This is a genomic window from Micromonospora sp. NPDC047707 (assembly GCF_040704235.1).
In the GTDB taxonomy this organism is placed as follows: domain Bacteria; phylum Actinomycetota; class Actinomycetes; order Mycobacteriales; family Micromonosporaceae; genus Micromonospora.
Window position 1 is genome coordinate 135,008 of sequence record NZ_JBEYSU010000002.1, and the last position, 26,242, is coordinate 161,249.

The 26,242-nt window shown below is 73.9% G+C and carries 27 protein-coding genes and 1 pseudogene; 19 read left to right on the forward strand and 9 right to left on the reverse strand.

Annotated features, from left to right (window positions below):
* Nucleotides 1-27: 27 nt before the first annotated feature.
* Nucleotides 28-678, reverse strand: coding sequence for a phosphate signaling complex protein PhoU (gene phoU, locus AB0873_RS02855; RefSeq protein WP_366598160.1), 651 nt, complete (start codon nt 676-678; stop codon nt 28-30).
* Between the two features lie 201 nt (nt 679-879).
* On the opposite strand from phoU, the gene AB0873_RS02860 reads away from it, so the two are divergent.
* Together AB0873_RS02860 and AB0873_RS02865 are read left to right on the forward strand one after the other, a co-directional pair.
* Entirely contained in the window at nt 880-2,178 is a 1,299-nt protein-coding gene (locus tag AB0873_RS02860; RefSeq protein ID WP_366598161.1) for an ATP-binding protein, read from the forward strand.
* Nucleotides 2,179-2,191: 13 nt separating this feature from the next.
* On the forward strand, nt 2,192-2,875 hold the full coding sequence (locus AB0873_RS02865; RefSeq protein ID WP_366598162.1) for a response regulator transcription factor: 684 nt from the start codon (nt 2,192-2,194) through the stop codon (nt 2,873-2,875).
* A gap of 95 nt (nt 2,876-2,970) precedes the next feature.
* On the opposite strand, the gene AB0873_RS02870 is transcribed toward AB0873_RS02865, so the two are convergent.
* From AB0873_RS02870 to AB0873_RS02880, 3 genes are read right to left on the reverse strand one after another with little or no spacing between them, the layout of a single operon-like run.
* Entirely contained in the window at nt 2,971-3,354 is a 384-nt protein-coding gene (locus AB0873_RS02870; protein WP_366598163.1) for a Fic family protein, read from the reverse strand.
* A complete protein-coding gene (locus AB0873_RS02875) occupies nt 3,354-3,554 on the reverse strand; it encodes a CopG family transcriptional regulator (RefSeq protein ID WP_155330105.1) in 201 nt (66 codons plus the stop codon). The genes AB0873_RS02870 and AB0873_RS02875 overlap by 1 nt, the downstream gene beginning before the upstream one ends.
* A 45-nt stretch (nt 3,555-3,599) precedes the next feature.
* Nucleotides 3,600-4,409 carry a hypothetical protein gene (locus AB0873_RS02880; protein WP_366598164.1) on the reverse strand — a complete coding sequence of 270 codons (810 nt, stop codon included), beginning with the start codon at nt 4,407-4,409 and terminating at the stop codon, nt 3,600-3,602.
* A 74-nt stretch (nt 4,410-4,483) separates the two neighbouring features.
* Between AB0873_RS02880 and AB0873_RS02885 the strand changes: the two genes are divergently transcribed.
* Both AB0873_RS02885 and AB0873_RS02890 read left to right on the forward strand, forming a co-directional pair.
* On the forward strand, nt 4,484-5,428 hold the full coding sequence (locus AB0873_RS02885) for a Ppx/GppA phosphatase family protein (RefSeq protein ID WP_366598165.1): 945 nt from the start codon (nt 4,484-4,486) through the stop codon (nt 5,426-5,428).
* A gap of 74 nt (nt 5,429-5,502) precedes the next feature.
* A complete protein-coding gene (locus AB0873_RS02890; RefSeq protein WP_155330108.1) occupies nt 5,503-6,309 on the forward strand; it encodes a sugar phosphate isomerase/epimerase in 807 nt (268 codons plus the stop codon).
* A 48-nt stretch (nt 6,310-6,357) separates the two neighbouring features.
* Here AB0873_RS02890 and AB0873_RS02895 read toward each other — a convergent pair whose 3' ends face one another.
* Entirely contained in the window at nt 6,358-6,945 is a 588-nt protein-coding gene (locus AB0873_RS02895) for a CGNR zinc finger domain-containing protein (protein WP_366598166.1), read from the reverse strand.
* Nucleotides 6,946-7,166: 221 nt separating this feature from the next.
* On the opposite strand from AB0873_RS02895, the gene AB0873_RS02900 reads away from it, so the two are divergent.
* From AB0873_RS02900 to AB0873_RS02955, 12 genes are all read left to right on the forward strand, one after another.
* A complete protein-coding gene (locus tag AB0873_RS02900; RefSeq protein WP_155330110.1) occupies nt 7,167-8,087 on the forward strand; it encodes a proline dehydrogenase family protein in 921 nt (306 codons plus the stop codon).
* Nucleotides 8,088-8,198: 111 nt separating this feature from the next.
* Nucleotides 8,199-8,999 carry an alpha/beta hydrolase gene (locus AB0873_RS02905; RefSeq protein ID WP_366598167.1) on the forward strand — a complete coding sequence of 267 codons (801 nt, stop codon included), beginning with the start codon at nt 8,199-8,201 and terminating at the stop codon, nt 8,997-8,999.
* Nucleotides 8,992-9,561 (forward strand): WHG domain-containing protein, encoded by a 570-nt coding sequence (locus AB0873_RS02910; RefSeq protein ID WP_366598168.1) that lies wholly within the window; start codon nt 8,992-8,994, stop codon nt 9,559-9,561. The genes AB0873_RS02905 and AB0873_RS02910 overlap by 8 nt, the downstream gene beginning before the upstream one ends.
* Nucleotides 9,562-9,781: 220 nt before the next feature.
* The gene (locus AB0873_RS02915; protein WP_366598169.1) at nt 9,782-11,236 is read left to right on the forward strand and encodes a hypothetical protein; all 1,455 of its coding nucleotides are present in this window, start codon (nt 9,782-9,784) and stop codon (nt 11,234-11,236) included.
* A 34-nt stretch (nt 11,237-11,270) separates the two neighbouring features.
* Nucleotides 11,271-12,671: an efflux RND transporter periplasmic adaptor subunit gene (locus AB0873_RS02920; RefSeq protein WP_366598170.1), complete on the forward strand. Its 1,401-nt coding sequence runs from the start codon at nt 11,271-11,273 to the stop codon at nt 12,669-12,671.
* Nucleotides 12,668-13,567, forward strand: coding sequence for an ABC transporter ATP-binding protein (locus AB0873_RS02925; RefSeq protein ID WP_366598171.1), 900 nt, complete (start codon nt 12,668-12,670; stop codon nt 13,565-13,567). Before AB0873_RS02920 ends, AB0873_RS02925 begins: the two co-directional genes overlap by 4 nt.
* Nucleotides 13,564-14,748 carry an ABC transporter permease gene (locus AB0873_RS02930; protein WP_366598172.1) on the forward strand — a complete coding sequence of 395 codons (1,185 nt, stop codon included), beginning with the start codon at nt 13,564-13,566 and terminating at the stop codon, nt 14,746-14,748. The genes AB0873_RS02925 and AB0873_RS02930 overlap by 4 nt, the downstream gene beginning before the upstream one ends.
* A 225-nt stretch (nt 14,749-14,973) precedes the next feature.
* On the forward strand, nt 14,974-15,183 hold the full coding sequence (locus AB0873_RS02935; RefSeq protein WP_007465625.1) for a helix-turn-helix domain-containing protein: 210 nt from the start codon (nt 14,974-14,976) through the stop codon (nt 15,181-15,183).
* 215 nt (nt 15,184-15,398) lie between these two features.
* Nucleotides 15,399-15,500, forward strand: coding sequence for an AURKAIP1/COX24 domain-containing protein (locus AB0873_RS02940; protein WP_007465623.1), 102 nt, complete (start codon nt 15,399-15,401; stop codon nt 15,498-15,500).
* A 118-nt stretch (nt 15,501-15,618) separates the two neighbouring features.
* Nucleotides 15,619-16,692 (forward strand): NAD-dependent epimerase/dehydratase family protein, encoded by a 1,074-nt coding sequence (locus AB0873_RS02945; protein WP_366598173.1) that lies wholly within the window; start codon nt 15,619-15,621, stop codon nt 16,690-16,692.
* Nucleotides 16,693-17,012: 320 nt separating this feature from the next.
* Entirely contained in the window at nt 17,013-17,888 is an 876-nt protein-coding gene (locus tag AB0873_RS02950; protein WP_366598290.1) for a lysophospholipid acyltransferase family protein, read from the forward strand.
* 69 nt (nt 17,889-17,957) lie between these two features.
* Nucleotides 17,958-19,217, forward strand: a complete 1,260-nt coding sequence (locus AB0873_RS02955; RefSeq protein ID WP_366598174.1) for an MFS transporter — start codon at nt 17,958-17,960, stop codon at nt 19,215-19,217.
* A gap of 13 nt (nt 19,218-19,230) precedes the next feature.
* Here AB0873_RS02955 and AB0873_RS02960 read toward each other — a convergent pair.
* The 3 genes and pseudogenes from AB0873_RS02960 to AB0873_RS02970 all read right to left on the reverse strand — a co-directional run bounded on the left by AB0873_RS02960 (nt 19,231) and on the right by AB0873_RS02970 (nt 22,336).
* Nucleotides 19,231-20,138, reverse strand: a pseudogene (locus AB0873_RS02960) (HAD-IB family hydrolase).
* Nucleotides 20,139-20,222: 84 nt separating this feature from the next.
* Nucleotides 20,223-21,104, reverse strand: a complete 882-nt coding sequence (locus AB0873_RS02965) for a DUF5667 domain-containing protein (protein WP_366598175.1) — start codon at nt 21,102-21,104, stop codon at nt 20,223-20,225.
* Nucleotides 21,105-21,382: 278 nt separating this feature from the next.
* A complete protein-coding gene (locus AB0873_RS02970) occupies nt 21,383-22,336 on the reverse strand; it encodes an ECF subfamily RNA polymerase sigma factor, BldN family (protein WP_366598176.1) in 954 nt (317 codons plus the stop codon).
* A gap of 606 nt (nt 22,337-22,942) precedes the next feature.
* On the opposite strand from AB0873_RS02970, the gene AB0873_RS02975 reads away from it, so the two are divergent.
* From AB0873_RS02975 to AB0873_RS02985, 3 genes are read left to right on the forward strand one after another with little or no spacing between them, the layout of a single operon-like run.
* The gene (locus AB0873_RS02975) at nt 22,943-24,595 is read left to right on the forward strand and encodes an AMP-binding protein (protein ID WP_366598177.1); all 1,653 of its coding nucleotides are present in this window, start codon (nt 22,943-22,945) and stop codon (nt 24,593-24,595) included.
* Complete coding sequence (locus AB0873_RS02980) at nt 24,588-24,839, forward strand: glutaredoxin family protein (RefSeq protein ID WP_155330121.1); 252 nt, start codon at nt 24,588-24,590, stop codon at nt 24,837-24,839. Before AB0873_RS02975 ends, AB0873_RS02980 begins: the two co-directional genes overlap by 8 nt.
* 59 nt (nt 24,840-24,898) lie before the next feature.
* Nucleotides 24,899-25,546, forward strand: a complete 648-nt coding sequence (locus AB0873_RS02985; RefSeq protein ID WP_366598178.1) for an HAD hydrolase-like protein — start codon at nt 24,899-24,901, stop codon at nt 25,544-25,546.
* 17 nt (nt 25,547-25,563) lie between these two features.
* Here AB0873_RS02985 and AB0873_RS02990 read toward each other — a convergent pair whose 3' ends face one another.
* A complete protein-coding gene (locus AB0873_RS02990; RefSeq protein ID WP_366598179.1) occupies nt 25,564-26,205 on the reverse strand; it encodes a response regulator transcription factor in 642 nt (213 codons plus the stop codon).
* Nucleotides 26,206-26,242: the final 37 nt, after the last annotated feature.

The following is a 26,242-nucleotide window of genomic DNA, read 5'->3' on the forward strand; positions in this document are numbered from 1 at the left end:
CGTTGAGAGGGGGCCCTTCCTTGCGCCTCAGGCGGAGGGTGTCGGCTCGCCGGTGATCAGGTAGACGACGTGCTCGCCGGCGTTCACCGCGTGGTCGGCGAAGCGCTCGTAGAAGCGCCCCAGGAGGGTCGCGTCGATCGCGGTCTCCACCCCGTACGGCCAGTCGTCGCCGAGCAGCACGCCGAACAGGCCCTTGTGCAGGTCGTCCATGGCGTCGTCGTCGCGGTCCAGTTCGGCCGCCAGGTCGGCGTCGGGCTTGGCCAGCACGGTGGCGATCTTCGCGCCCATCCGGTCCGCGATGCCGGCCATGTCGGTGAAGATCGGCCGCAGCTCCGCCGGTACGGCCGGCGACGGGTGCCGCCGCAGCGCCGTCTTCGCCACGTGGTCGGCCAGGTCGCCCATGCGCTCGAGGTCGGCGGCGACGTGCAGCGCGGTGATCATCATCCGCAGGTCGGACGCGACCGGCGCCTGCCGGGCGAGCAGGTCGCACACCCGCTCCTCGACGTGGCGGTAGAGGTCGTCGATCTCCGCGTCCCCTTGGATCACCGTCTCCGCAGCCGCCCGGTCGGCGGTGAGCAGGGCCCGGGTGGCCTGCCGCATCGCGGCGCGGACCCCCTCCGCCATGTCCACCAGCAGCTGGCTGACGAGCTGCAGATCGGCCCGGAACTCCTCGCGCATGATCACGTCCTGTGGTCGGTGCCGCCGGCCGGCGCCGGCGGGGTGGCAGTCAGGTGCGCGGCCCACGGTAGGTCGGACGGGCGGACCGCAGATGAACCCAGGTGAACGACGCCGGACGCATCGGTGAACTTTCCCGGAAGCGAGGGGGGTTCGTCCCGTTCTGGGAGGTCGCCAGGTTAACAATGACCCTACGATCGCCGCGTGGAGTGGGCGGTGACGGTCGCGGTGGCCGTGGGCGTGGTGGCCGGGCTGGCGGCCGGGGTGCTGCTGTCCCGGCTCGTCCCGGCGCTGGGCGTCCGTGCCGCCTCGACGGGGAGCCGCTGGTCCGGCTTCCTCTGGAGCAGGGGGAGGCGCGCGATCGCCGAGGATCCGCAGTCCGGCCTCGGCCGCCGGACGATCGACTCCCTCCGGGCCGGTGTCGTCGTGCTCGACCCCGACGACGTGCCCGTCCTGGTCAACCCGGCGGCCCGCGCGATGGGGCTGCTCCGTACGGGCGCCTCGCCGGGTTCGATCGCCGCCCACCCGTTGATCCGTACGCTCGCCGGTCAGGTCCGGCGCACCGGCGTACGGCGCGAGATCGAGCTGGACCTGCCCCGGGGGCGCGACAACGCGGGGGAGAACCCGCTGGGCGTGCACCTGCGGGCGATGGGGCTCGGTGCCGGTTACATCGCGGTCGAGGCCGCCGACGTGACCGAGTCGCACCGCGTCGCCCGGGTCCGGCGCGACTTCGTGGCCAACGTGAGTCACGAGCTGAAGACCCCCATCGGTGCCCTGCAACTGCTGGCCGAGGCGCTTCTGGACGCCACCGAGCCCGGCGGCGAGGGGCAACCGGACCTCTCCGAGGACCTGGTCGCGGCGCGCCGGTTCGCCGAGCGCATCCAGCACGAGTCGACCCGGCTGGGGCGGCTGGTGCAGGAGTTGCTGGAGCTGACCCGGCTCCAGGGCGCCGAGCCGCAGCCGGCTCCCGAGCCGGTCGCGGTGGACTGGGTGGTCGCCGAGGTCATCGACCGTACGCGGACCAGCGCCAGCTCCCGTCGGATCGACGTGGTGGTCGACGGCGAGCGGGGCCTGACCGTCTACGGCAGCGACACCCAACTCGCCACGGCGGTGTCGAACCTGGTCGAGAACGCCATCAACTACTCGGGAGAGGACACCACCGTCCGCATCACCGCCCGGGCGGACGACGACCATGTCACGATCGCCGTCGCCGACCAGGGCATCGGCATCGCCCCGACCGACGTCGACCGGATCTTCGAGCGGTTCTACCGCGCCGACCAGGCCCGGTCCCGTGCCACCGGCGGCACGGGTCTCGGGCTCGCCATAGTCAAGCACATCGCCAGCAACCATGGCGGAAGGGTCGAGGTGTCGAGCACTCTTGGTGGGGGGTCGACGTTCACCCTCCGGCTGCCCGCCCGTCCACCGGACGACCTCCTGGCGACACTGCCCTCCGCTGGGATCGAGGCCGGTCCGGCCGAGCTCCGGCAGGTCCGACAGCAATGAAAGGAAACATCCGTTGAGCCGCGTTCTGGTGGTGGAGGACGAGGAGTCGTTCTCGGACGCCCTGTCGTACATGCTCCGTAAGGAGGGCTTCGAGGTCTCCGTCGCCGCGACCGGCCCCTCCGCCCTCACCGAGTTCGACCGGACCGGCGCCGACATCGTGCTGCTCGACCTGATGCTGCCCGAGATGTCGGGCACCGAGGTGTGCCGCCAGCTCCGGCAGCGCTCGCACGTGCCGATCATCATGGTCACGGCCCGGGACAGCGAGATCGACAAGGTGGTCGGCCTGGAGATCGGCGCCGACGACTACGTCACCAAGCCGTACTCGCCGCGGGAGTTGGTCGCCCGCATTCGGGCGGTGCTGCGCCGGCAGAGCGCCGAGGCCACCGAGTCGGGGGCGCCGACGCTGGCCGCCGGCCCGGTCCGGATGGACATCGAGCGGCACGTGGTGACCGTCGACGGCGGTACCGTGCAGCTGCCGCTCAAGGAGTTCGAGCTGCTGGAGCTGCTGCTGCGCAACGCCGGCCGGGTGCTCACCCGGGGCCAGCTCATCGACCGGGTCTGGGGAGCCGACTACGTCGGCGACACGAAGACCCTGGACGTGCACGTCAAGCGGCTGCGCTCCAAGATCGAGCCGGAGCCGTCCGCTCCGCGCTACATCGTCACGGTCCGCGGCCTGGGCTACAAGTTCGAGCCGTGACCTGACGGACCCGGAACGGGGGCCCGCGCCGATCGCGCGGGCCCCCGTTCCGTCAGCGGACGGTCTCACCTCGAAGACCGAGTGCCCAGCGCCGGTCAGAACAGTTTGCGCAGGGCGGCGGCGATGTCGTCGACCTCCGTCAGTCGACTTTCCGTGACGCTGATGACCAGGTCGTATGCCACGTCCTGGTCAACCCCGTCCAGTTGGGCGACGGCCACGACGCGGTTCTGGAGCAGGAAGGTGATCGCCACGATCCAGCCGATCCGCTTGTTGCCGTCCAGGAACGGGTGGTTGTTGACCAGCGAGTGCAGCAGCGACGCCGCCTTGGTCCAGAGGTCGGGGTAGGCGTCGGCGCCGAACACGCTCGTCTGTGGTCGCGCGACGGCCGATTCGACGAGGCCCACGTCCCGGACGCCGACACCCAGCTTTCGAGCTATCCCGGCAACGTCGGCGAGAGTGGGGTAGTACGTCTCCGTCATCACTCGGCCAGGCGGGCCAGGAGAGTGGCGTGGCGCTCGATGACCTCGTCGGCGAGGTCGCTGAACTGTCGAGCGTTCCGCCGGGCGAGGTAGTCGTCGATCGCGGTCACGACGACGGCGTGCATCGACCGATCCTCCTCGTCGGCTACGAGACGGAGTTGACGTTCGCGATCGTCGTCCAGCCGGAGCGTCATGGCCATGACCAAGATGGTAGCAACAGTGCTACCAAGATCACGTCGCCTGGGTCAGGTCGGGTCGGCCGGGTGGGGGGCGACGAGGCCCTGGCGCAGCCGGGCCGCGCACAGCTCGGCGAGCCTGGCGTACGCGGCGGCGCCGATCAGGGCGGTCAGCTCCGGACCGTACGAGACGTACATCGGCTCGGTGCCGACGTGCGCGTCGGTCGACGAGGTGCACCACCAGTCCAGGTCGTGCCCGCCGGCGCCCCAGCCCCGGCGGTCGAACTCCCCCAGCGTCGACACCAGCACCTTGGTGTTGTCCGTCCGCTTGACCCACTCCTGGTCCCGGCGGATCGGCAGCTGCCAGCAGACGTCCGGCTTGTACTCCAGCGGGTGCACCCCGTCCCGCAGCGCCTGCGCGTGCAGGGCGCAGCCGCCCCCAGCCGGGAAGTCGGCGTCGTTGAGGAAGACGCACGGGCCGTCCGCGTCCCGGGTGGCCGTCCGGCGGGCCGGCGTCTTGCCGTCGACGGTGTCGTCGGCGGTCCAGTTCTTGAAGCCCCTCCGGTGGTGCTGCCAGGTCTCCGGCGTCAGCCGCTTCACCGCGGCGCGGACCCGCTTCTCGTCGTCCGAGTCGGTGAAGAACGCGCCGTGCGAGCAGCAGCCGTCCGCGGCCCGGCCGGCGATGATGCCGTGGCAGCCGCGACCGAAGACGCACGTCCAGCGGGACAGCAGCCACGTCAGGTCGGCCCGGACCACGTGCTTCTCGTCGGCCGGGTCGACGAACTCGATCCACTCGCGGGGGAAGTCCAGCGCGACCTCGCGGCTGCGGGGGTCGGCCGGGTCGTCCACCAGCACGTGGAGCTCGATCTGCCCTGTCACCCGGCCCAGCGTACGCGCGGAGTCGCGGCCGGGCCGGCGAGCCGGGCGAACGTGTTGGCCCTAGTGTTCTCATCATGCGACTGGGTGTCCTCGACGTCGGGTCCAACACGGTGCACCTCCTGGTGGTCGACGCCCACCGGGGCGCCCACCCCTGGCCGGCGCACTCCGAGAAGGCGGTGCTGCGCCTGGCCGAGCAGATCGGCCCGGACGGCGCGCTCACCGACGCCGGCGCGGACGCCCTGGTGAAGGCGGTCGCCACGGCGAAGGAGGCCGCGGCGGGGCTGGACGCCGACGACCTGATGGCATTCGCCACCTCAGCGGTCCGCGACGCCACCAACTCCTCCGAGGTGCTGGCCCGGGTCCGCGACGAGGCCGGCGTACGCCTGGAGGTCCTCTCCGGTGCGGACGAGGCCCGGATGACCTTCCTCGCGGTGCGGCGCTGGTTCGGCTGGTCCGCGGGGCGCCTGCTGGTGCTGGACATCGGCGGCGGTTCGCTGGAGATCGCGGCCGGCATCGACGAGGAGCCGGACGCCGCCGTCTCGCTGCCGCTGGGGGCCGGCCGGCTCACCCGCGACCGCCTGCGGGTCTCCCCGGACAGCGCCGCGCCGCCGTCGGCCGAGCTGGTGGAGGAGCTGCGGGCGTACGTGGACGGCCGGCTCGACAAGGTGGTCGAGCAGCTGACCGAGGTGGGCTGGGATCGGCCGGTCGCCACCTCCAAGACCTTCCGTACGCTGGCCCGGCTCGCCGGGGCGGCCCCCTCCGGAGCGGGATTGTGGGTCCGCCGCCAACTGACCCGCTCCGGGTTGCGGCAGGTGCTCGGCTTCATCCGGCACATCCCCCCGGCGCAGCTCGTCGAGCTGGAGGGGGTCAGTGTGGGCCGCGCCCACCAGCTCCTCGCCGGCGCGGTCGTCGCCGAGGCGGTGATGCGCCGCCTCGACGTCGACGCCTTGGACGTCTGCCCCTGGGCGCTGCGGGAGGGCGTCATCCTGCGCCGGCTGGATCAGCTCGCGCCGATGTGACGTGCGCGGAGGCGCTGCGGAGTTTGCGGACACTCGTCCTGAAGGTCCCATCGACGCCCGCTACCCTCGACGGTGTGACTTCCCGCGTCCCGGTGCTCCTGTCCACGTCGTCGGTCTTCCCCGAGCGGACGGCGGCGGCGTTCCAGCTCGCCGCGGCGCTCGGCTACGACGGCGTCGAGGTCATGGTCTGGACGGACGCCGTGAGCCAGGACGCCGGGGCGCTCGCCGGGCTCGCCAAGCACTACGGCGTGCCGGTGCTCTCCGTCCACGCCCCGTGCCTGCTGGTCACCCAGCGCGTGTGGAGCGCCGACCCGTGGGAGCGGCTGCGACGCTCCGGTGAGCTGGCCGAGACCCTCGGCGCCCCGACGGTGGTGGTGCACCCGCCGTTCACCTGGCAGCGGGAGTACGCGCGCACCTTCGCCGAGGGCCTGCACGAGGTGACCGAGCGGTTCGGCGGGCTGCGGTTCCCGGTGGAGAACATGTACCCGGTCCGGATGGCCGGCCGGCAGTTCGTCCCGTACGTGCCCGGCTGGGACCCGACCGAGACCGGCTACCCGTCGTACACCCTCGACCTGTCCCACTGCGCCGCCTCGCACACCGACTCGCTGGAGATGGCGGACCGGATGGGCGCTGGCCTGGCGCACGTCCACCTGGGCGACGGCACCGGCGAGGGACGCGACGAGCACCTGGTGCCGGGCCGGGGCACCCAGCCGTGCGCCGAGCTGCTGCGGTCCCTGGCCGGCCGGAACTTCACCGGCTCGGTGGCGGTGGAGGTGTCGACCCGGGGGGCGAAGAGCCGCGCCGACCGCGAGGCCGACCTGCGGGCCGCGCTCGAGTTCGCCCGGCAGCACCTCGGCACCCCGTCCCCGGTCGACGCCTGAGCGTCGGCCAGTCCGGCCGGCGGTTGCCGGCCGGACGGGACGTCGAGGTCAGCTGACCGGCGTCAGGGAGTCGGCCGGGGCGGTGGGCTGGGCCGCCACCGGGACCTGCTCGCCGACCGCCGCCCGCTTCCGGGCGCGGTGCGCGGCCACGTGGGAGCGGGTGGCGCAGCGCTCGGAGCAGAACCGCCGGCAGCAGTTCGACGAGGTGTCCAGGTAGACGTTGCCGCAGCGCTCGTCGGCGCACACCCCGAACCGGGCGCTGCCGTACTCGCAGAGCCAGACCGACAGGCCCCAGACGGCACCGGCCAGGAACTCCGCGCTCACCGAGGCACCGCGGCTGGTGACGTGCATGTGCCAGTCGCTGGAGTCGTGGCCGGAGATGCGGGGCTGCACCGGGTACGCCTCGAGGAGCGTGTTCAGTTCGGCCACCGCCTGGGCGTCCCGCCCGGAGGTGCCGTACTCGAAGACGTCGCGCAGACGCTTCTGCGCCCGCCGGAAGATCGCGAGGTCCCGCTCCGACACCTCGTCGCGCATCCACGCGTTGTCGTCGGGGAAGAGGGCCCGCAGGGCGTCGAGGTCGTCCAGCCGCGCGTTGACGAGATCAACGCCGGTCCGGGCGTACGCGTCGAAGTTCACCCCACCAACGGTAGACGACTCACGAGCCGCGTGGCGCGTCGATGTAGCGCGGCAAGAACCACACGTAGCCGTCGGTGATCAGACTGGCAGGTGCAAGGAAGGGCCGCCTCTTATCGCTTTGTGAGGGTGGAAGGGACCCTTGTTAACGCCGCCGTGGGTGCCCCGCCACACCCCCGGCCGCCGACCGGCGCGGCTCGCCGTGCTGGCGTTACGCTCAGCTCATGCTCCGTTCCGTCATCCTCGCCGCTTCCCGGTCATCCCAGGTCGAGCGGCTCGTCGCGACGGCCCCGTTCACCCGGGACGTCGTACGCCGGTTCGTCGCCGGCGCCAAGACCGACGACGCGTTGCGCGCGACCCGCGTACTCGTCGACGACGGTCTCGCGGTCACCCTCGACAACCTCGGCGAGGACACCGTCACCCCCGAGCAGGCGAACGCCACCCGGGACGAGTACCTGAAGCTGCTGGGGATGCTCTCCGCCGCCGGCCTCACCCCGGCCGCCGAGGTGAGCGTCAAGCTCTCCGCGCTGGGCCAGATGTTCGACGAGCAGCTCGCGTACGACAACGCGCGGGCGATCTGCGCGGCGGCCGACGCGGCGGGCACCACGGTCACCCTGGACATGGAGGACCACACCACCACCGACTCGACGCTGGACATCCTCGCCAAGCTGCGCAAGGACTACCCGTCGACCGGGGCGGTGCTCCAGGCGTACCTGCGGCGCACCGAGTCGGACTGCCGCGAGCTGGCCGGCGCCGGCTCCCGGGTGCGGCTGTGCAAGGGCGCGTACAAGGAGCCCGAGTCGGTGGCCTACCAGTCCGTTCGCGAGGTGGACAAGTCGTACGTCCGCTGCCTGAACATCCTGATGTCCGGTGACGGGTACCCGATGCTCGCCACCCACGATCCCCGGCTGATCGCGATCGGTGAGGACCGGGCCCGTTGGTTCGACCGCGGCCCGGAGCGGTTCGAGTTCCAGATGCTGTACGGCATCCGGCCCGAGGAGCAGAAGCGTCTCGTCGGCGAGGGCTACACCGTGCGCACCTACGTCCCCTACGGCGACGAGTGGTACGGCTACCTCATGCGCCGTCTCGCCGAGCGCCCCGCCAACCTGGCGTTCTTCGCCCGCGCCCTGGCGTCGAAGAAGTAGCGTCGCGACACCGTCGACGGGCCGGTGGTGACCTCCTGGTCGCCACCGGCCCGTCCGTCTTTTCCGGGGGTCGCTTGACGGGCGGTGGTTAATGGCATCAGCCTTCCAGCTATGACTGTTAGCTTTGTGGGGCGCCCGGGCGGACGGATCGCGTACGAGGTGCACGGGCAGGGCCCGCTGGTCGTGCTCTCGCACGGCATGGGGGAGAATCGCGGCGCGTTCCGGCACCTCGTGCCGCTGCTGGTCGAGGCGGGCTACCGGGTGGCGGCCGTGGACGTGCGCGGGCACGGCGCGTCCAGCGCCGGATGGCCCACGTACGCCCCGGCCGAGGTCGGCGCCGACCTCCTCGCGGTCGTCCGCGACCTCGGCGGCGGACCGGCCACCCTGGTCGGCAGCTCGTCCAGCGCGGCGGCCGTGGTCTTCGCCGCCACCGACGCCCCGGAGCTGGTCAACGGCATCGTGCAGATCGGCGCGTTCGTCGGTGAGGCCAAGCTGAACCCGGTGCTGCGGCTGGCTCTGTTCGCGGTGCTGCGCAGCCCGCGGCTGTTCGGCGCGTTCCACCGCACGCTCTTCCCCGTGCGCCGGCCGGCCGACGACACCGCGTACCGGAAGGCGATGGTGGCCACGCTTCGCGAGTCCGGCCGGATGGCCGCGACCCGGGGCGTCATCGTGCCCGTCGAGCCGCACTGGACCGCCCGGGCGCCGCAGGTCAGGCAACCCGTGCTGGTGCTGATGGGGACCAGGGACCCCGACTTCCCCGACCCGGGCGCGGAGGCGCGCGCCGCCCGCCGGCTCTTCGCCACCGCCGAGGCGCGGATGATCGACGACGCCGGCCACTACCCGCACGCCGACAGCCCGCAGGCGACCGCCGCCCCGCTCGTCGAGTTCCTGGCGGTGACCGCCGGTGCCTAGGGCCGGCCTCACCCCGGACACCGTCGTGCGGGAGGCGGCCCGGCTCGCCGACGAAGTAGGCCACGACCGGCTGACCCTCGCCGCCCTGGCCACCCGGCTCGGCGTCGCGCTGCCGAGCCTCTACAAGCACGTCCGGGGCGCCGACGCGCTCGCCCAGCGCCTCTCCGCGCTGGCCACCGCCGAACTCGCCGACGAGATGACCGCGGCCGCCGCCGGGCACGCCGGCGCCGACGCGCTCCGCGCGGTCGCCACCGCCTACCGCGCGTACGCCCGCCGGCACCCCGGCCGCTATCCGGCGGCCCAGCGGGTGCCCGACCCGGCGGATCCGGAGCACCGGGCCGCGGGGGAGCGCGCGGTCGGCGTCGTCTACGCCGTCCTCCGGGGGTACGGGGTGACCGGCGAGCCGGCCGTCGACGCCGTACGCATGTTCCGCAGCGCCGTGCACGGCTTCGTGTCCCTGGACGCGGCGGGCGGGTTCGGGCTGCCGCAGGACGTGGACCGCTCGTTCGAGCGGTTGCTCGACGGTCTCGACGCCGCGTTCCGTTCCTGGCCGACGCGCTGACCCGTCTCGCGCTGCCCCCGGTGGGAGCCGGTGGCCGGTGTGGGGCGTCCTCGGCGTCACACCTTCTGCCCGTTCCCTTTGCTCTGCTTCAACCAACGCAATGGAATCCGCCGGAATCTGTTGCGCGGGTTGAAGCAGAGCAAAGGCGGCGAGGGAGGGTCGCCCGGGCGGGGGTGAGACGTGCTCGCGGGGCCGGCTGACGGGGCCGTACCCTTCGGCGGTGACTGAGGGCACACCCGTGACCGACGGTGCGGCGGCGGCCGTGCCGGATGCGGCATGCCAAGGCAACGCCGGGTCGGGAGAACCCGACCCGCCGCAACCCGCCTTCCGGGTGCCGGCCCCGCCCGGCGAGACCCCGGTCGGGGAGGGCGCGGTCGGGGAGGGCGCGGTCGGGGACGGCGCGGAGCGGGCGCCGGTGGCCGTACCCCTGACGTCACCGCGCCGGTCGCGCCGCTGGGCGCTGTGGACGGCGCTGGCGGCCGTGGTGGTGCTGCTGGCCTGCGGCCTGCCGGTGGCGCTGGTGGCCGATGGGCGGGGCAGCAACGTGCCCGCCGTGGCGGCCGTCGATCCGGCGACCGTCGTCGCCCGCCAGTTCGCCGAGCGGGTCGACGCGCAGCTCGACCGCCAGTCGGCCGCCCTGCTCCGCGGCGACCGGGCGGGTTGGCTGGCCGTCGCCGAGCCGGCCGTCCAGGCCGAGTTGCGGCGTCGCTTCACCGCGCTGCGGGCGCTGCGGGTCACCGGTTGGCAGGCCCGGCCGGACGGCCTGCCGACGCCGGTCGAGGGCCGGCCGGGCGAGTGGCGGGTGATGGTCGAGTTCCGGTACTGCTTCGCCGTGCCGGACTGCCGGACCAGCCCGGTGCTCGCCGCCACCCGCTGGCGGGACGCCGCACAACCCCGGCTGCTCGCCGTCGAGCCCTCCGCGTCGAGGTCGGCCGGCACTCGGCCGTGGGAGGTCAGCGACCTGGTCGTGGCGGTCGGCGAGCGTACCGTCGTCGCCACCACGCCGGCGCAGCGTGAGCGGCTGCCCGACCTGTTGGCGCGGGCCGAAGCAGCCGCCCGGATCGCCGACACCTACGCAGTCGACGGGCGGACGCCGGACCGGTACCGGATCTTCCACGCGGGGCGCGCCGAGTGGAAGCGCTGGTACGGCGGCGGTCGGGCCGGTTGGACGGCGGGGTACGCGGTCACCGTCGGTGGCGGCCACCACGAGGTCGTGCTGAACGCCGACAGCGTCACCGAGACCGGACTCGACGACCTGCTCCGCCACGAGCTGACCCACGCCGCCACCATGCCCGAGGCCGGCTATCCGGGCGCGCGGACGTGGTGGCTGGTCGAGGGGGTGGCCGAGTACGCGGGCGTCGACGGCCGGCCGGTCGACCGGTACGACGGACTGGCGGACGTCCGGCGGCTGGTCACCGGAGACTGGTCCGGGCGGCTCGACCGCCTCGCGCCGGCTCACAACGCACCGGCCGACCGGGTCTCCGGCAGCTACGGGCTCGCCTACCTGGCGGTCCAGCACCTGGTGGACCGGTTCGGCGTCGAGCGGTTGCTCGCATTCTTCCGGGTGGTGGCGCACGAGGGACGGTCGCTCGACGAGGCCGCCGACGAGGTGTTCGACACCCCCTGGAGCGTCCTGCACGACGAGTGCGTCGGGTACGCCCGCTCCGTCACCTGAGTCGCATCGTCGTCCGTCGACGTGCCCTCGTAGCATGGGGCTCGTGCGCCGCCCCGACCCGCCGCGGCTGCCCGCAGCCACGCGCTTCCGCCCCCGCCTGTTCACCGCTCTCCTCGCGGTCGTCGTCCTGACCGGCGCCACCGCCGCCTCGTGCGGTGGGGAGGAGTCACCGGTCGCCCTGGCGGCCGCCGGCCGGGCCGCCGTCGCCGAGGTCGTCGACGCGCCGGCCACCGTGACCGCCCGCGCCGCCGCCACCCTCACCGCCGCCGCCGACGGGACGCTGGCGAGCCTCCGCGTGCAGCCCGGCCAGCGGGTCCGGCGCGGGCAGGTGCTCGCCGTCATCGACTCACCGCAGGCCGAGGAGCGGCTCCGCCAGGCCCGCGAGGCGCTCGCCGCCGCGAGGCGGGCCGGGCGCGGTGGTGGCGGGGGTGGCCTGACCGGGGGGCTGCGGGGCACCGACCGCGCCGCCGACGAGACGTACGCGGCGGCCCGCGCCGCGGCGGCGAAGATCGGTGACCCGCAGCTGCGGGAGGCGCTGCTGCTCCAGGTCCGGGACGCCCAGCAGCGGTACGAGAACGCCGCGCGCGCCGCCGACCGCGCCGTGCGCGCGGTGCAGCGCGGCGTGAGCAACCTCAACGCGGCCGTCGGCGCGCTCGCCACCGCCCAGCGGCTCCAGGCCCAGCAGGCGTACGACCTGGCGAAGGCGACCGTCGACGCGCTGACGCTGCGCGCCCCGATCGGCGGTGTCGTCCAGGCGGGCGGCACGACCACCGGGGGCGGTGTCCCGCCGGACGCGCTGGCCGGGCTGCTCGGCGGGGGTGCGGCGACCGGCCTGGACCCGTCGGCGCTCCGGCCCGTGCCGGCCGGCCCGCCGCCCGGTGTGGACGTCGCCGTCCCGGTGGGCGGTCTGGTCACCGCCGGCACGCCGGTGCTGACCATCGTCGACACCGGCCAGCTCGGGCTGCTCGCCGAGGTGGACGAGACCGACGTCCTGCTGGTCAAGGCTGGGCTGGCCGCGACCGTCGAGTTGGACGCGGTCCCCGGCGCCACGTACGAGGCGACGGTCCGCTCGGTCGACGTCCTGCCCACCACGTCGGCCCGTGGTGGGGTGGGTTACCGGGTGCGGCTGGCCCTCGGCGCGGGCCGGTTCGGCGAGGGCGAGCCGGCGCCGATCCCGCGACCCGGCATGAACGCGGTGGTCCGCCTCCAGGTACGGGAGGCCACCGACGCGGTCACCGTGCCGGCGTCGGCCGTCTTCTCCGCCGACGGGCGGGACGTGGTGTGGGTGGTACGCGACGGCCGGGCCGAGCGGGCGGCGGTGACGGTGGGGGTCCAGGGCCAGGACCTGGTGCAGATCGTCCGCGGGGTGCAGGCCGGCGATCGGGTCGTGGTCCGGGGCGCCGACCAGGTCCGCGACGGCCAGGAGCTGGGATGACCGCCCCGGCGATCGAGGCCGTGGACGTGTCGCGCACGTACCAGCTCGACGGCGTCTCGGTGCCGGCGCTGCGCGGCGTGTCGCTGACCGTCGCGCCGGGCGACTACGTGGCGCTGGTCGGGCCGTCCGGTTCCGGCAAGTCCACCCTCATGCACCTGCTCGGCGGGCTGGACCGGCCGACCGCCGGCCGCCTGGCGATCGGCGGCCGGGAGGTGGGCCGCCTCTCCGCCGGGGACCTCGCCGCGCTGCGCAACGAGACCATCGGCTTCGTCTTCCAGGCGTTCCATCTGCTGCCCCGTACCTCCGCGGTGGACAACGTGGCCCTGCCCCTGGTCTACCGCGGGGTGGGCGCCCGGCAGCGGCGGGAGCGGGCCGCCGCCATGCTCGGCCGGGTCGGCCTCGGGCACCGCCTCGACCACCGACCGAACCAGCTCTCCGGTGGCGAGCAGCAGCGGGTGGCGATCGCCCGCGCCCTGGTCACCGATCCGACTGTGCTGCTGGCCGACGAGCCGACCGGCAACCTCGACAGCGTCACCGGCGCGGCCGTTCTGGGGCTGCTGGAACGGCTCAACGCCGAGTCCGGCGTGGCACTCGTGATGGTCACCCACGACAACGAGGTGGCCGCGCGGGCCCGCCGGCGGATCGCGATGCGCGACGGGGTGGTCGTGGCGGACAGCGCCGACGAGCGTCATGATCCACCGGTGTCGGGAGACGCCGGGGCGCCTGACACACTGGTGCCCGCTCCCAGCGCGGAGTCCCGGTCCGCGTCCGGAAGCGGTCCGGGGCACCCGTCCGGTGGCACCGGTGGCGCCGCCGGCGCCGCCGGGCGCCGCGCGGGTGCGGCGCCGGCGGGTGGGGGGCCCGGTGTGCCGGCCGGCGAGGGGGCCGCCCGGTGAGGCTGGCCGAGGCCTGGCGGGTGGCGCTGGACGCGCTGCGCGCCAACCGTCTGCGCAGCGTCCTCACCATGCTCGGTGTGATCATCGGCGTCGCCTCGGTGGTGATCCTCGTGGCCATCGGCACCGGGACCAAGCAGACGGTCGAGCAGCAGGTCGAGGGGCTGGGCTCGAACCTGCTGCTGGTCGTACCCGGCCGGATCGACGTGGGCTCCGCGCCCGCGCTCTCCCCGCTGACCCTGGACGACGTCGACGCGGTGTCCCGGGTGGTCGGTGACCCCGACCGGGTGGCCGTCACCGTGGCCTCCGGCGCCACCGTCCGGGCGGGCGCCCGGTCGGACTTCAGCACGGTCCAGGGCGTCCTGGAGACCACCCCGTCCGTGTTCACCCGCGAGCTGGCCCGGGGCCGCTACCTGACCGGGTCCGACGTGGACACCAGCCGCCGGGTGGCGGTGCTGGGCGCGTCGGTGGCGCGGGCGCTCTTCCCCGACCGCGATCCGGTCGGGCAGCAGGTCACCGTCTCCGGGGTCCGGTTCCGGGTGATCGGGGTCTTCGCCCCGCTCGGCCAGAGCCTCGGCGTGGACCGGGACGACGAGGTCCACGTGCCGGTCACCGCGGCGCAGCGGCTCTACGGCACGCAGCGGGTCGACGGCATCGCGGTGAAGGCGCCGGACCGCGAGCGGATCGACGAGTTGGGCGCGCGGATCGTCGCCGAGTTGAGCCGCCGGCATCCGGGGACCGAGTTCAGCGCGGTCACCCAGGAGCAGATCCTCGGTGTCCTCGGTGACATCCTGGGCATCCTCACCGGGGTGCTGACCGCGATCGCCGGCATCTCGCTGCTGGTCGGCGGCGTCGGTGTCTCCAACATCATGCTGGTCTCGGTCCGCGAGCGGACGAGGGAGATCGGGCTGCGGAAGGCGGTCGGCGCCCGGCCGCGCGACATCGGCGTGCAGTTCCTGCTGGAGGCGGTGCTGCTCACCTCGATCGGCGGTCTGACCGGCATGGCCCTCGGGGTCGGTACGGCCCTGACCGTGGCCGCCGTGTCGCCGATCCCGGCCGCGGTGACGTGGTGGTCGCTGGCGCTGGCGTTCGGCGTCTCGGCGGCGGTGGGGATCGTGTTCGGCGTGGTGCCGGCCCAACGCGCCGGGCGGCTCGATCCCGTGGTGGCCCTGCGCTCAGAGTGACTCCGCGACCCGGACAAGGTGCCGCGATCCGGCACGAGTGGCCCGCGAAGTCGGTAAACGATGTAACAGGCGGTCGGACACCCGTGCGAATTATGATCAGTTGTACGAAGGGATCGCGCCGGTCACAGCGGCCCCGCTACCGTACTGGTAACACGCGCGTCGCCGGTCCGGTCGGAGGCTCCCCGTCGGATGGGGCGCGCCGGGCATGGGATGGGTCGGTGAGCCATGGCCGGGTCGCAGTCCGACGGTCGGCTGTCGGAGGTCAAGTTCCTGACCGTCGCCGAGGTGGCGACGGTCATGCGGGTGTCGAAGATGACGGTCTACCGCCTGGTGCACAGCGGTGAACTCACCGCGGTCCGGGTCGGCCGGTCGTTCCGCGTCCCCGAGCACGCCGTGCACGAATACCTGCGCGGTGCCTTTCAGGAAACCGCCTGAGCCGCCGCCGGCGCAGGCGGACCAGCCGGCGTGACGGGCATCGAGGGGCCGCGTTGGTCCTGCTGAGCCTCTCCGGCTACCCTGGACCCCGACCGTGACCGCAGGTGCGCTCCGCCGCCTCTCCCGCTGGTCCGGTCCGTTGTCCGCAAGCGGTCGCCGGTGTCACCCGTGGCGTCATCCGGTCCGCCCCGCACGTTGCATCGAAAGGCTGTCGTATGGGCTCGGTGGTCAAGAAGCGCCGCAAGCGCATGGCTAAGAAGAAGCACCGCAAGCTGCTGCGCAAGACCCGCGTCCAGCGTCGCCGTCTCGGCAAGTGACCGGTGCCGGGCCCGGCCCGGCACCGTCGTCACCCGCCAACTGTCGACCCTCGGAGGCTCAGGTGATCAGGCCGTGGACGTCCCGGCTCGATCCCGCCTGCCGGGGGAGGTGCGAGACATGACCCCCGGTGGCACCCCTGGTGCTCCGGGGGTCGTCGTCGTGACCGGGGTGAGCCGCTACCTCGGTGCCCACGTCGCGGCCCGGCTCGCCGCCGACCCGCGGATCGAACGCGTCATCGGCGTCGACCCGCCCGAGCCCGGCACGGACCTGGCCGACCTGCTCGACCGCGTCGAGCGTGTCCGCGTGGACGCCGGCTCGATCGGTGGCCTGCTCACCGACCTCGACGTGGACGCCGTCGTGCACCTCGCGCTGGTCAGCGCCCCGGACCCGCAGCACGGCGGCCGGGCGGCCATGAAGGAGCAGAACGTCATCGGCACGATGCAGCTGCTCGCCGCCGCCCAGCGCGCTCCCCGGCTGCGCAAGCTCGTCGTCCGCTCGTCGACCGCCGCGTACGGGGCCTCGTTCCGTGACCCGGCCGTCTTCACCGAGGAGACCGAGCCGCGCGAGGTTCCGCGCGGTGGTTTCGGCCGCGACATCCTGGACATCGAGGGGTACGTGCGAGGTTTCCGCCGCCGCCGGCCCGACGTGACCGCCACCGTCCTGCGCTTCGCGCCGTTCATCGGCTCGACCGCCGACACCACGCTGACCCGCTACTTCTCGCAGCCGGTGGTGCCCACTGTCTTCGGCCGCGACCCGCGCCTGCAGTTCCTGCACTTCGACGACGCGCTGGAGGTGCTGCACCGGTCGATCGTCGAGGACCATCCCGGGACGTACAACGTCGCCGGTCCCGGCGTGCTGGCCCTCTCCCAGGCGATCCGGCGGGCCGGCCGCGTCGCGATGCCGGTCCTCGAACCGGGCCTGTCCGGGGCGGCGGCGCTCGCGCGCAGCTTCGGCTTCGGTCGCATCGGGCTCGACCAGGTCGACCTCTTCGTGCACGGCCGGGTCGTCGACACCGGCCGGCTGGAGCGGGAGTACGGCTTCACGCCGCGCTCCACCGCCGCCGCGTTCGACGACTTCATCCGGGCGCACCGGGGCGGGGTCGTGGTGACCCGGGACCAGCTCGCCGCCGCCGAGCGGCTGGTGCTGGACGGGATCCGGCAGGTCCGGGCCGCCGCCCGGGAGCGGTCGTGACCGGCCGGCCCCGGCGCGAGCCCGCCGGCGGCGACGGCCGGTACGACGTACCACTGGCCGTGCCGGACCCGGCGGCGGAGCCGGCGCGGACCAACGGCCACCGGCCCGTCGCGGCGACCGGGTCGATGGCCATGCCCGACGAGCTGGACCCGGCCGCGACCGACGAGCCCCTGGTGACGCCGGATGAGCCGCTGGCGACGGACGAGCCGGCGGCGGTGCCGGACGAGCTGGACACGGCGGCGACCGACGAGCCGGCCGTGACCGCGGCCGGCGACCCGGCCGGTGCCGGGAGCACCGGTGCCGACGAGCGCGCCGCCGCGGTGCCGGGTGGGCCGGCGGTACCGGACCGCCCGGGCGACCACTGGGACCGCAAGGTGGCCAACGGGCTGGCGTTCCTGCGCCGGCGGCTCGCCGGGGAGTACGAGGTCGACGAGTTCGGCTTCGACCCGCAGATCACCGAGGCGGTGTTCCACCCGCTGCTGCGACTGCTCTACCGGGACTGGTTCCGTACCGAGGTCAGCGGCCTGGAGAACGTGCCCGCCGACGGCGCCGGCCTGGTCGTGGGCAACCACTCCGGCACCGTCGCCCTCGACGCGCTGATCCTCTCGGCCGTGCTGCACGACCGGCACCCGGCGCACCGGTTCCTCCGCCTGCTCGGGGCGGACCTGGTCTTCCGGATGCCGGTGGTGTCGGAGATCGCCCGCAAGACGGGTGGCACGGTGGCCTGCAATCCGGACGCCGAGCGCCTGCTCGGCACCGGGGAGCTGGTCGGCGTCTTCCCCGAGGGCTTCAAGGGCATCGGCAAGCTGTACGCGGAGCGCTACAAGCTGCAACGCTTCGGCCGGGGCGGCTTCGTGTCGGCGGCGCTGCGCACCGGCACGCCCATCGTGCCGGTGGCGATCGTCGGGGGCGAGGAGATCTACCCGATGCTCGCCGATGTCAAGCCGCTCGCGCGGCTGCTCAAGCTCCCGTACTTCCCGATCACCCCGACCTTCCCGTGGCTCGGCCCGCTGGGCATGGTGCCGCTGCCCAGCAAGTGGCTGATCGAGTTCTGCCCGCCGATCCCCACCGCGCACCTGACCGACTCGGCCGACGATCCGCTGGTCGTGTTCAACCTCGCCGACCAGGTGCGGGAGACCATCCAGCAGACCCTGCACAAGCTGCTGGAACGCCGGCCCGATCCGTTCGGCCCGTAGGAGACGGGGGACACCCCGCCGGTAATGCGGGTGCGCCACCACCTCCGGGCGTCGTACGGTCCTGGGTTTGTGAGCAGGGTGGTCGAGGCCGTCGTACCGGCCCGGTTGGGGCGCGGTTTCCGCTGGTTGCTGGCGTCGTCGTGGGCGACGAACCTCGGCGACGGGGTGGCGGTGGCGGCCGGGCCGCTGCTGATCGCGTCGTTGACCGACAACCCGTTCCTGGTCTCGCTGGCGGCGCTGCTGCGGTGGGCCCCGCCGATGCTGTTCGGCCTGTACGCGGGCGTGCTCTCCGACCGGCTCGACCGGCGCCGGATCGTGATCGTGGCGAACGCCGTCCGGGTCGGCGTCCTGGGCGTGCTGACCCTGGCCCTGGTCACCGACCGGCTCTCGGTGTTCGGGGCGCTGCTGGCGCTGGCGCTGCTCGCCACCGGCGAGGTCTTCGCCGACAACACCACCGGAACGCTGACGCCCATGCTGGTACGCCGGGAGGACCTGGCGATCGCCAACGCCCGCGTTCTCGCCGGGTTCATCACGCTCAACCAGATGGCCGGCCCGGCGGTCGGTGCGGCGCTCTTCGCGGCCGGCCGGGCCTGGCCGTTCGCCGCCGAGGCCCTCCTCGCGGCCGCCGGACTGCTGCTGGTGTCCCGGGTGTCGTTGCCACCCCGCGACGCGGCCCCGACGGAGGAAACCCGCAGCGTGCGGCGGGACATCGTCGAGGGACTCCGCTGGACCGTCCGCCACCCGGCCGTCCGGACGCTCTGCCTCACCATCCTGGTCTTCAACATCACGTACGGCGCGGCCTGGTCGGTCCTGGTGCTCTACGCGAGCGACCGCCTCGACCTGGGCGCCGTCGGCTTCGGCCTGCTCAGCACGGTGACGGCGGTCGGCGGGCTGCTCGGGACCGTCGGGTACGGGTGGCTGACCCGCCGGGTGAGCCTGGGCCAGATCATGCGGATCGGGCTGATCATCGAGACCCTCACCCACCTCGGTCTCGCCGTCACGACGTCGTCGTGGGTCGCCTCGGCGATCCTCTTCGTCTTCGGCGCGCACGCCTTCGTCTGGGGGACCACCTCGCTGACCGTCCGGCAGCGGGCCGTCCCCGCCCAGCTCCAGGGGCGGGTCAACAGCATCAACACCATGAGCACGTACGGCGGTCTGGTCGTCGGTTCGGCGGTGGGCGGCCTGCTGGTGACCCCCTTCGGGGTGACCGCGCCGTTCTGGTTCGCGTTCGCCGGCTCGGCGGTCCTCGTCGCCCTGCTGTGGCGGGAGTTCACCCGCATCGCGCACGAGGACGAGCCGGCTCCGGCGCCGGCCGTGGTGACCGGCTGACAGCCGCCGGGCGTCAGGAGCCGCGGTGGCGGCGTCGGTGCAGCGCCAGCCCGGCGGTGACGGCACCGGCGACGAGCCCGGCGGCGGCCGTCGACGGTACGGCGATCTTCACCGTCCGGCGACCGGTGCGGAAGTCCCGCACCTCCCAGCCGCGCTGGCGGGCTTCCCGCAGCAGCACGCTGTCCGGGTTGACCGCGACCCCCCGACCGACCGTGCTGAGCATGGGCAGGTCGTTGGACGAGTCGCTGTACGCCGTGCAGCGGGACAGGTCCAGGCCCTCCACCGCGGCGAGCTGGGTGACCGCCTCGGCCTTCGCCGGCCCGTGCATCAGGTCGCCCATCAGCCGTCCCGTGTACGCCCCGTCGACCACCTCGGCAACGGTGCCGATGGCGCCGGACAGCCCGAGCCGGGCGGCGATGATCCGGCCGATCTCCACGGGTGCCGCGCTGACCAGCCAGACCCGCTCGCCGGCGTCGAGGTGGCCCTGGGCGAGGCGGCGGGTGCCGGCCCAGATCCGCGGGGCCATCAGCTCGTCGAAGATCTCCTCCGCGAGCCGCTCCACGTCGTCCACCCGCCAGCCCTCGATGAACGCGAGGGCGGTCTCCTTGGCCTGGGACATGTCACCCGCGTGCTCGGTGGCCAGCACCCGGAACCGGAGTTGCTGCCAGGCGAACCGGAGCAGGTCCCCGGTCGTGAAGTAGTTGCGCGCGGCCAGCCCACGGGCGAACCAGTAGATCGAGGCGCCCTGCATCATCGTGTTGTCCACGTCGAAGAAGGCGGCGGCCGTCGGATCCGGCGCCGGGGGCGCGGCGTCCGTCTCGGCCCAGCCGGACGTGTGACCGTGGGTGTCGGTGCTGACCGTCACCTTACGGCTGCGGGCCACCCGTCCTCCCTCCGCTCGATCGGCGCGCGGTGCGCCACCTCGCGAGGGTAGCCGGGAGCGTGGCCGGTCCGGGCGTACCTCGGGTCAGCTGTGGCGTGTACGGCTCTCACGCACCGTGGCTCCTAGCGGTCGGCGGGGCAGGTGGCCGGGGCCGGGCCGAGGGCGTCACTGCCGAGCGGGGCGGGCAGGCCGCAGGTGATCGCGGCGCGCAGCGCGTCCGAGCGCTTGCGGACGGCGTCCAGCAGGGCGAGCGAGCGGCGGGTGCGGTCCCGCTCGGCGCGTGTCCCTTCGTCGAGCAGGGCGCTGACCGCCCGCTGCTGCGCGGTGACGAAGGTGTTGACCGCGTCCAGCGGCGCCGGGTCGGAGCGCTGCGCGGCGGCTCCGGTCAGCAGGCGTACGCCCTGGCGGGTGTCGGCGTCCATGTCGTCCAGGACGCCGCTGTACCCGGCCCGGTCGCCCCGGAGTTCCGCCGCCTCGCTCAGCCGGGTGCGGGCGAAGCCCAGGAAGAGCTGCCCGCGGCTCACGTCCGAGCTGGTGAGCGCGAGCTGGGCGCGCTCGGTCGAGCGCTTCATGCCGTACAGCGCGTCGCCCGGTACGGCGTTCTCGCTGGCGGCCGAGATGCCGGAGAGGGCCACGGCCCCGGCCGCGATGCCGACGAGGATGGCGCCCCGGGCGCGGGCCCGTCGGGCGGTGACCGGCGGCAGTAGTGACGGGCGGAACGCCCTGGTGCGGCGCGTCGTCGGGCCGGTCGCGGTGTCGGCGGCGGGTGCGCCGATGCCCTCGCGTTCGGCGGTGGCCAGCAGCATCGCCCGCAGGCCGGTACGGAACTCCGGGTCCACGTCGACGGCCGGGGGGCCGGCGCTGAGCCGCTGTCCGACCGCGACGAGGGCGATGAGTTCGTCGTCCAGACGGGACCGCTTGTGGTGCCGCCGGCCGCCGTTGGCCTCGTCGAGAAGCTGAGCGAAGCGTTCGGCGCGCCGACGGGAGAAGAGGTCGCTGTCCACCGTTGGGCACCTCCTCTCGCTGGTCACGGCCGGTCGGCCGCGGTCGTCACCGGCGACCGGTGACGGCGGCACACCACAGGGAGGCTCGCGGCCGGCGGGAATGCCGGATCTGAGGAGCCCGGGGGGACGCCGGGACTGCCAACGGTCGCACCCGGAGAAACGCGCCGCGCAGGGTAAGGGTTACGGGGCGGCCGGGGGAGAAATCACGGAAAGTGATGGTTCTCACCGGGCGGTTACCGCCGCCGAGCTGCGCCGACGTTGCTCGGGACGCCCGGGGGTCACGGTTGGAAGCCGTCGGGCAGCAGCCGCGCCAGCGCGCGTACCGCTCGGTACTGCAAGGCCTTGATCGCGCCCTCGTTCTTGCCCATCGCCCGGGCCGTCTCCGCGACCGAGAAGCCCTGGAGAAAGCGGAGCACGATGCACTCCTGCTGCTCGGGGTTGAGCTGCTTGACGGCGCTGAGCAGGGCGACGTTCGTGATGTGCTCGACCACCGCCGCCTCCGGGCTGCCTTCCGGCCCCCGGTCCTCACGGTCGGCGTCGAGGACGTCCCCGGTGGTCACCTCCAGCCGGTACCGGCCGGACTTGAAGTGGTCCGCGACGAGGTTGCGGGCGATGGTCACCAGCCACGCCCCGAGGTCCCGGCCCTGCCAGGTGAAGCTGCCGATCCGTTTCAGCGCGCGCAGGAAGGTGTCGGACGTCAGGTCCTCCGCCAACTGGCGGTTGCCGACCCGGAAGTAGACGAACCGGAAGACCGTGTCGACGTACCGGTCGTAGATCAGACCGAAGGCCTCGGCCTCACCGGCCTGCGCCCGCTCGACCAGCGCCCAGACCTCGGTGGCCGGGTCGGACGGGTCGGGGCGGCTGGGGAAGCCGGTCGTGGTGCCCGGCGTGGCGGCGGACACCGCCGGCAGCACCGCGGTCTCGGTGGTGGACGGGTCGGCCGTGGCCGGCGGGTCGGCGGCCCGTCGGCCCTGCACCGGCATCGTCGGTCGGGCCGGTGTCGCGACCCGGCCCCCGATCGGCTTGGCGTTCCCGCCCGGTGTGGCCGGTCTCGCCGGCGCCTCGTTGTGGTGTGGTCGGTTGCGCACGCGGCTCGACGCCCCGTCGCCACGCGTGGTGAGGTTTCCGGTGTCCTCCACCGGGCCGCGGGCGACCGGCCGTTCGTTCATCACGGGGCGCGGGGCCGGACCGGTCAGACCGAGCGGGCGGTCCGCGTAGCCGAAGGTCGTCATCGGGCCACCTCCGTCCCGCCGGTCACGCGCCGCGTGCCGGGTGCGACCGGTACGCGGGGGTCGGGCAGGGCGGGTCGGGGGTGTGCCGACGGGCGGCAGATCCCCTTGAGGTGCTGGTCCAATGCGCTCACGGGCACGGGGGCCTCCTCGGGCTGAGGGGTGTCGACTCACGGCAAATGGGGTGAGCCGACCCGAGTGATGATAGGGCCAACGTCACCCGCGCGTGGCAAGTCCGTTACACAGGGCCAAAGTATTTCCCGCTGTGTCGCACGGATGGCGGACCGGTTGTCCGTCGTGTGCGGTTGACTTTCGGATTTGCCGGTGGTCCGCAGTGGATTCCCAGGTGGAGAGGGTTGCGGCGAGCCGACTCGGCGGTCCGCTCGACCCGGTCGGCCGAGGGTGGGTCGGTGTGTCGGCCGGTCTGGTGTTGTCCTGTGGACGGGACCGGGGGACGTCACAGGTGGTGTGAAGCATCGGTCCCGTCGGCGGGACCGGGCCGGGGTGGCCGTCGAGGACGGTCGATGGCGACTGTCCGACGGGCCGACCCGGCGTGGCTGGCCGTCGTGGCATGGCCGGCCGACCCCGGCTGTGCCAGACTCAGCGACCGTGCAGGACGCAGCAGGAAACACCGTGTCGACCCTCGCCGACCGGCTCCGCCGGGCGGCCACCACCCGCGGCGACCGTCCCGCGCTGCACTGGCGCGACGAGACCCTGACCTGGTCCGAACTGGACGCCGCCGTGACCGCCGTCGCGCACGCGCTGGCCACCCAGGCGGTCGCCGCCGACCGGCACCCGCCCCGGGTCGCGATCGCGCTCGGCAACACGCCGGACTTCGTGGTCAGCTACCTGGCCACGCTCCGCGCCGGCCTGGTCGCGGTGCCGGTCAACCCCGCCTTCACCGCCCGCGAACTGACCCACGTCCTGGCTGACTCCGGTGCGTCCGTGCTGATCGGCACCCCGCCGGTCCGCGACCGGGTCGCCGACGTGGCCGGTGAGCTGCCGGCCCTCGCCGCCGTGCACACCGCGCCCCCGACGGGGGACGGCGACGGCGGCTTTCCCGCCCGGGGCGGTGACGACCTCGCCGTGCTGCTCTACACCTCCGGCACCGAGGGGCGGCCGAAGGGGGCGATGCTGTCGCACCGCGCCCTGGCGGCCAACCACGAGCAGGTCGACCGCATCGAGCCGCCCGTCGTGGGCCCGGACGACACGCTGCTGCTCGCCTTGCCGCTGTTCCACGCGTACGGGCTCAACTCCGGGCTCGGTGCGGTCGTCCACCATGGCGCCACCGGTGTGCTCGTCGACGACCTCGGCGGCGACGCGGGGCTGGCGGAGATCGCCCGGCACCGGGTGACCGTGCTGGTCGGCGTACCGTCCATGGTCGCGGCCTGGTCCACGGCGGACGCCGGGACCGCCACGGCGGCGCTGGCGTCGGTGCGGGTCGCGGTCTGCGGCGCGGCGCCGCTGGAGCCGGCCGCCGCGGCACGCTTCAGCGAGGTCACCGGGCTGCCGGTGCACGTCGGGTACGGGCTGACCGAGACCGCTCCGGTGCTCACCTCCACCCTCGTGGGTGGGGAGCCGAAGCCCGGCTCGATCGGCCGTCCGCTGCCCGGCGTCGACCTGCGCCTGGTCGCCCCGGACGGCACCGACCTGTGGCGGGACGGTGTGGCGGTGCCCGACGACGACACCGACGAGCTGGACATCGCCGACACCGCACCCGGCACCGACCCGGGCCAGATCGTGGTGCGCGGGGCCAACCTGTTCTCCGGTTACTGGCCGGACGGGCGGGGCGGGCCCGACGCCGAGGGCTGGTGGGCGACCGGGGACGTGGCGTACGCCGACGACGACGGCGACCTGTTCCTGGTCGACCGGATCGGCGAGCTGATCCTGGTCAACGGCTTCAACGTCTACCCGCACGAGGTCGAGCTGGTGCTCGCCGCGCACCCGGGCGTGGCGGAGTCGGCGGTACTGGGTGTGCCGCACCCGCGGACCGGCGAGACTGTCCAGGCGTACGTGGTGCCGGAGCCGGGGCGGGCGGTGACGGTGCAGGACGTGCTCGCCCACTGCGCCCGCAACCTCGCCCGCTTCAAGTGCCCGACCGCCGTCGAGTTCGTCGACGAGTTGCCGTACTCGGCGATCGGGAAGGTCCGCAAGACGCTGCTCCGGCCACCGGCCGGGGCGACGCCCGCGCCGCCGGCCCCGACGGCGCCGGCCAGCCACCCGCCGGTCCGGACCGGCGCGACGGAGGAGACCGATGCGTGAACCCCGCCTCACCCTGATCACCCGGCCGGACTGCCACCTCTGCGAGGACGCGAAGGCCGCGCTGGACCGGGTGGTGTCGGTCACCGGGGACCGGTGGATCGAGAAGGACGTGACCGGCGACATCGAGCTGGAGCGGGAGTACGGCGACCGGTTGCCGGTGGTGCTGCTCGACGGCAAGGAGCACGGCTACTGGCGCGTCGAGGAGGAGCGCCTGCTGCGCGACCTCACCACCCCGCAGCTCTGACCGCCGGCGCGCGGTAGCGAACCCGCGCCGGCCGTGGCCGGGTCGATAGGGTTCGGTCCATGACCCCTGCGCACCCCCACCTGGTATGGGACTGGAACGGCACCCTGCTCAACGACCTGGACCTGGTCGTGGCGTCCACCAACGCGGCGTTCGCCAGCGTCGGCGGGCCGGCGGTCACCGCCGACGAGCACCGGGTCCGGTTCCGCCGGCCGATCGCGGACTACTACGCGGAGGTGCTCGGGCAGGCGGTCGACGAGGACGCGTTCGGCCGGCTCGACAGGATCTTCCACGACGCGTACCGGGACGGGCTGACCACCTGCGCGCTGGCCCACGACGCGGTCGAGGCGATGTCGTCCTGGCCGGGCGGGCAGTCGCTGCTGTCCATGTGGTTCCACGACGAGCTGGTGCCGGCCGTCCACACGTACGGGTTGACCGGCCGCTTCCTGCGGGTCGACGGGCTGCGGGCGACGGTCGGCGGTGACCGCAAGGCCGAGTCGCTGGGCCGGCACCTTGCCGGGCTGGGAATCGACGGCCGGGACGTGGTGCTGGTCGGCGACTCCCTGGACGACGCCGACGCCGCCCTGTCCGTGGGTGGCCGCGCGGTCCTCTACACCGGCGGCTTCACCGATCCGGCCCGGCTGAGGTCCTCCGGCCACCCGGTGGCCGACACCCTCACCGAAGCGGTGACCCTGGCCCGCACCCTGTAACCCGCCCGCGGGGGGCGTCAGGTCCGGAGGTAGGTCAGGACGGCCCGGACCCGGCGGTGCTGTTCCGTGTCGGGCGGCAGGTCGAGCTTGGTGAAGATGTTGCGGACGTGCTTCTCCACCGCACCGTCCGTCACCACCAGGGCGCGGGCGATGGCGGTGTTGGAGTGGCCCTCGGCCATCAGGGCGAGCACCTCCCGCTCCCGCGGCGTCAGGCCGCGCAGCGGGTCGTCGCGGCGGCGCCGGGCGAAGAGCTGGCCGATCACCTCGGGGTCGAGCACGGTGCCGCCCCGGGAGACCCGCTCCAGCGCGTCGAGGAACTCACCGATCGCGGCCACCCGGTCCTTGAGCAGGTAACCGATCCCGGCCCCGGTGGCGAGCAGGTCGTCGGCGTACGACACCTCGACGTACTGGGACAGCACCAGGATCGGGGTCCGGGGCACCAGCCGGCGGGCCTGCACCGCCGCCCGCAACCCCTCGTCGGTGTGCGACGGGGGCATCCGGACGTCGACGATCGACACGTCCGGGCGGTGCGCCACCACCGCCGCCACCAGGGCGTCACCGTCGCCGACGGCGGACACCACCTGGTGTGCGCGTTCGGTGAGCAGCCGGACCAGCCCCTCCCGGAGCAGGACGGCGTCGTCGGCGATCACGATCCGCATGGACCTGTTGTCTACCACGTCGGTGCCGGACCCGGCC